The organism is Fluviicola sp. (genome assembly GCF_030151805.1).
Taxonomy (GTDB): Bacteria; Bacteroidota; Bacteroidia; order Flavobacteriales_D; family Crocinitomicaceae; genus Fluviicola.
Window position 1 is genome coordinate 1 of the sequence record NZ_JASLCN010000402.1, and the last position, 4686, is coordinate 4686.

Consider the following 4686-nt stretch of genomic DNA (forward strand, 5'->3'; position numbering starts at 1 on the left):
GACGGAGTTGGTTTGGAGCGCGGCCTGATTCGTTTTGTTTCTGAAAATGGAATTGTGAACCGTACCCGGTTTCAATGGACCAGACGCGTGATTTCCTACACGGCAGTTTTGGTGATTTTAATCGGTGTTTTGACCGTTCTGCTTATAAATCGCTCAGATTTCAGTACGACGATCCTCCGTCAGCGTGGTTCCACCTTCCAGATTGACGAAGAAAATCACATTACCAACATTTTTGAAATTGATCTGACCAACAAAACAAAACATGCTTTTAAGGTGAACTTGCTTTCATCGGATCCGGAGGTAACGTTTCAAATTGCGAGTGATCAAATTACTTTAAAGGGTGAAAAACATCTCCGGGAGCGTTTCATTGCACGCTTTCCGTATCAAGTGATCGAGCATGGAACGAAGAAAATAGATGTGATTGTGATTGGAAACGGAGAAGAAATTGACCGGGTTTCGATTAAGTTGATCGGGCCAAGTTTTTAGAGGATGTTTAAAAAGTTCAATGGAGAATGGAGAATTCAAAATGGAGAATTGAAAAGTTGTTTATGTAAAATACATTTGAACATTTGAAATTAAAGAATAAAACTATGAATTGGGGAAAGGGAATTGTAATCGGGATGGCGCTGTTTATGGCATTTATCATCACATTAGTGACCATTATGATGCGCCAGGATATTGATCTGGTACGGGAAGATTATTACCAGCAGGAATTGGAATACAACAAACAATACGATGCCGAATCGAATTATCTGAATGCGCAAAAAGTGATTGAAATCGAACCGAAAGCAGATACCTTGTTTCTGCGTTTTCCAGCTGATTTTCAAACCGGGAAAGCCAGTATTCAGCTGCAACGACCAAATAACAAGGATCAGGACATCGAATTGACGGTTGATGCGCGGGAACAGGTAAAAATTCCGCTGAAACACATTGAAAAAGGACAATTCAACTGCACTGTTTCCGGAATGTATCAAGGAAAAACATATCAAATGAGTCAACAACTTGTATTATGACATTTTACCTGAGTTTGTTTCTCCTGGGACTGGCAAGTTCGTTTCACTGCATGACGATGTGCGGACCGATCTCCATGGCTTTGCCTCTGAACAGACAATCCAATAAAACACTCATTTGGGGAATTCTTTCCAACAACATGGGTCGAATTGCAACGTATACTTTGCTCGGACTCATTTTGGGAGCAATTGGGTTTTCTCTCGGGATTTTCCGCTTCTTTCAAATCGGGAGCATCTTATTCGGATTGACTCTGATTGTTCTTGCCTGGCGACGACAATGGATCAATAAACTGGAATTCAGAAATCAAACCTTGAATCAATGGACTTCCCGTAAAATGGGTTCCCTGCTCAAACAGCAAGGTACTTTCCGTTTATTTCTCATCGGTTTACTGAACGGTTTGCTTCCCTGCGGAATGATTTTTTTAGCGCTGGCCTCTTCCCTGCTCGCTTCGAATCCCTGGGAAACCGCATTGGGAATGAGCTTTTTCGGTTTGGGAACACTTCCGGGAATGATTAGTGTGGGGTTCTTCGCGCAAAAAATGGGGCAATCTTTCCGGGGTAAATTAACACCTGTCTATCCGTATTTACTCACCCTGATCGGAATTCTGGTCATTCTGCGCGGAACCAATCTTGGAATTCCTTATTTAAGTCCGAAGATTGAAACGAATCAGCGCACCGAACATCAGACAGACAGTGAAACGCTTCGAAAACAAGTGATGTGTCATTCGACGAAATAAAAATAATTACGAATTACGAATGCCGAGTTCCGAATGTTAACTCGTTCTAACATAATCTTACAGTCAATTTAAAGACTTTCTTCCTCACAATCTTTCACATCTTTTCCTGAGCGCTTCGGGATATACAAAATTTTCTTTTTCTGACGTTTGTTCTTCTGCTTAGAGGTTTTGATATTTGTAGTGACAACAATCTGATCGTAAACCAGCGGAATGAAAACCTTTCCGTTATTGTCTACAAAACCAAACTTCGCTTTGTCCATTACCAGGGCATATCCGCAATATAAATCATTAAACTTGCCAATGCTGTCGTACTTTTTCGTCCATTCCGGAAGCCCTTTTGTTTCGGTTTCTTTTGCATGCAGTTTATCCTCCGTATAACCCAGGACAACTGTTGTAGGTTTTGGCTGGAACACCGAATCGGCTTTGATTTTTCCCGGAACGGATTTCACGGAACCGTTTTCAGCAGTTCGTTGATTCTCATTAAAAACAGTTGCTTTTTTCAGGTTCGACATGGTGGAAATTTTCGAATCTGTCAACCGGTCAGAACAACTGTCAGAAGAGTGAATAAGTGAACTTTTATCTCCTGAAAGGTTTGGCTGATTTGTTGATTCGTCTGCTGATAAAGCCGGATTGTCCTGCTTATCCCTTATTGCTTCCGATTGATTGATTTGGTGTGATTTATCTTCTGTTTTTTCATTTTGAACCCAATAAACAATTCCTACTGTTGCGGTAATTGTGAGAATACCCGCAATTGTAAATTGTTTGATCCGCAGATTCCGGAAATACGATTTTCCTGCCTGCTGAACCATTACCCGTTGTGAAGCTCTTTTTGCTGCTGACTGAACCAGTTGATGCAGTTCCAATTCTTCTCTTAAAGCTTCGTTTCCGGCCAATTCCTGTTCAAAAGCGATTTTTCCTTCTTCCGAAAGTTCATTTTGCAGATAGCGCTCGATCAGTTGATTCCAATTCGTTTCCATGCCTTAAAATTTAATTGGTTCAACCTGTAATTCATTTTCATTGATCAATTCCTTTGCCTTTTGCAAACAACGGTATTTCTGTGCCTTCGCAACTTTGTCGTTTCGCAAACCGATTTTCTTGGCAATATCCACCATATTCCATCCCAACCCGTAAAACAACTGCAATAATTCCTGGCATTGAGCCCCCAATTTCCCTAACGTGGATTCCACTTCCCGAATCTTCATTTCTTTTTCCATCCATTGATCTTCCTGCGCAGGAAGTTCCATTTGCAATTCGGTTGTTCCGCTCTTTTGTTCTTTTCGGGCCTGATTGTACCACAATAACTTGCAGGTATTGCGCACGTAGAAAAAAGGTTCTACTGTCAATTCAAAGTCGGAGGATTCTCTTTTCCGAACGTAGATCAACAACGCTTCCTGAAAAATATCTTCCGCACTCAGCGAATCGCAGCCCAACGTTTTCAGAAATTTCCGGACATCCGGCCATTTCCGATAGAGCTGTTTCAATTCCTGTTGTATGTTTTTAGGTTCAATCATGAAGGCATTTTGATTCTAATGTGGCAAAAATGAAAAGGTAAACAATAATTAGTAAAATTAATTACGAATTGCGCTCCGATAGAAATCGGAATACGAATTTAATGGTTTCTGAGCTTGATGACAGGATTGAAATACAGTGTCTTTCAATCGCGAATACATAGTATATCGAGATCAACGAAAGAATCGCTACATTCGTAATGAATCTGAACATATTAACACCTGATTAAACATGAAAAATGCGCTCATTTTTTTCATTGCCGGAATAATCATTCTTTTGAACGGGTACATCGGACATTATTTTCCTCCGAACGGAATATTAAGCACTCCCTTAGCTTTAGGCATCAGCTGCGGATTAATCGTCTTTTTTACTGAAAATTTAAAAATCCTGTATAAAAGTTTACTTCTGATTGTATGCGCAGTTTTCAATGGTTATCTGACAGTAAATTATTCCGGAGGAATTCATGACGATGAAGGAATTATATTGATCGGTTTTTTTCTTTTCTTCGGCTCAATTATCAACTTTGTTATTCTCCTGTTAGGTCTTTTTTTCACAGGAAAAGAAGAAACATGGAAGGAGAAACTTTTAGCCATCTGTCTTTACCCCATTAGTATGCTGATTTACTTTCAAATGCAAATTGCCTGAACACCGAAAAATTTTGTTTGTTCGATAACAGAAGAAGACGTCATACAAGGTACAAAGGCCCGGGTCTGTATTCAAAAATCTGAAAAGTAAGCGACCTTTTTTTGAATCGTTAAAATGAATCTCCGGACAATAAAACTTCCGCTTTTTCATTAATCGAAATAAAAACAGATCGGATGACAGCCTTGGAAATCATCAGTGTTGCAGCTATTTACTTCATTCTGCCCATTTGCGGGTTGATCGGATTTTTGTATCTCTGTGAGAAAATGAAAAGGGAAAAAGTAGCCAATGCTCCGGTTGAAGAACTTTTCGGAATTTTATGGATTTACGGAACTTTGTTTGTTGTTTTCTTATCGGCTTTGTTCTGGGGTTGGTCCGGAGTGGCTTTATTAGGAATGGTTTTCCTGTTTTTTGTTGCTCCGTTTCTCATGGCCTGGATTTCGATTCGTTTGAGCAAGAAGAAAGGGATTTCGAAGTATCATGTGTTTGTTTGGAATGCGGCGATGTTTTATTTTTTGATTCTACCGCTTTGTTTGGTAGTTTTGTATGTTGTTGAATAGCTTGTAGATTATCGTGAAGACACAAAGAGTACGAGGAATTCATTGCTCATTCTTTGCGTTTCAATAAAGTCCACATCTTTTAGCTTTAAAATACAGATGGTTACGGAAAAGTAAAATACGAACTAAGCCAGACGTAATATTACGTCCTTCATAAGGTAGTAAGTTCTGGGAGTTAGAGATCTCACACTATTTGGTATAGCTGCTATAGTAGGCGCTGGTATATTCAGT

Annotated in this window: 7 protein-coding genes; 5 read left to right on the top strand and 2 right to left on the bottom strand. The window is 39.7% G+C overall.

Annotation, left to right across the window (positions count from 1 at the left end):
- The 3 genes from Q1V93_RS15210 to Q1V93_RS15220 form a co-directional block, all read left to right on the top strand.
- The coding region (locus Q1V93_RS15210; protein ID WP_300665831.1) for a FixG Ig-like domain-containing protein at positions 1-486 on the top strand (486 nt) is incomplete at its 5' end.
- Between the two features lie 104 nt (positions 487-590).
- Positions 591-1013, top strand: coding sequence for a FixH family protein (locus Q1V93_RS15215; protein WP_300665833.1), 423 nt, complete (start codon positions 591-593; stop codon positions 1011-1013).
- Positions 1010-1747, top strand: a complete 738-nt coding sequence (locus Q1V93_RS15220) for a sulfite exporter TauE/SafE family protein (protein WP_300665834.1) — start codon at positions 1010-1012, stop codon at positions 1745-1747. Before Q1V93_RS15215 ends, Q1V93_RS15220 begins: the two co-directional genes overlap by 4 nt.
- Positions 1748-1815: 68 nt before the next feature.
- Here Q1V93_RS15220 and Q1V93_RS15225 read toward each other — a convergent pair whose 3' ends face one another.
- Together Q1V93_RS15225 and Q1V93_RS15230 are read right to left on the bottom strand one after the other, a co-directional pair.
- Positions 1816-2724, bottom strand: coding sequence for a hypothetical protein (locus Q1V93_RS15225; protein ID WP_300665835.1), 909 nt, complete (start codon positions 2722-2724; stop codon positions 1816-1818).
- Between the two features lie 3 nt (positions 2725-2727).
- Positions 2728-3258: a sigma-70 family RNA polymerase sigma factor gene (locus Q1V93_RS15230; protein ID WP_300665836.1), complete on the bottom strand. Its 531-nt coding sequence runs from the start codon at positions 3256-3258 to the stop codon at positions 2728-2730.
- A gap of 229 nt (positions 3259-3487) precedes the next feature.
- Here Q1V93_RS15230 and Q1V93_RS15235 point away from each other — a divergent pair, with 229 nt between their 5' ends.
- Entirely contained in the window at positions 3488-3901 is a 414-nt protein-coding gene (locus tag Q1V93_RS15235) for a hypothetical protein (RefSeq protein WP_300665837.1), read from the top strand.
- Between the two features lie 173 nt (positions 3902-4074).
- Entirely contained in the window at positions 4075-4458 is a 384-nt protein-coding gene (locus Q1V93_RS15240; RefSeq protein WP_300665838.1) for a hypothetical protein, read from the top strand.
- Positions 4459-4686: the final 228 nt, after the last annotated feature.

What these genes read in the sequence shown, in the direction of transcription:
- Q1V93_RS15215 (WP_300665833.1), top strand. Translation starts at nt 591, where the DNA reads ATGAATTGGGGAAAGGGAATTGTAATCGGGATGGCGCTGTTTATGGCA.
- Q1V93_RS15220 (WP_300665834.1), top strand. Translation starts at nt 1,010, where the DNA reads ATGACATTTTACCTGAGTTTGTTTCTCCTGGGACTGGCAAGTTCGTTT.
- Q1V93_RS15225 (WP_300665835.1), bottom strand. Translation starts at nt 2,724, where the DNA reads ATGGAAACGAATTGGAATCAACTGATCGAGCGCTATCTGCAAAATGAA.
- Q1V93_RS15230 (WP_300665836.1), bottom strand. Translation starts at nt 3,258, where the DNA reads ATGATTGAACCTAAAAACATACAACAGGAATTGAAACAGCTCTATCGG.
- Q1V93_RS15235 (WP_300665837.1), top strand. Translation starts at nt 3,488, where the DNA reads ATGAAAAATGCGCTCATTTTTTTCATTGCCGGAATAATCATTCTTTTG.
- Q1V93_RS15240 (WP_300665838.1), top strand. Translation starts at nt 4,075, where the DNA reads ATGACAGCCTTGGAAATCATCAGTGTTGCAGCTATTTACTTCATTCTG.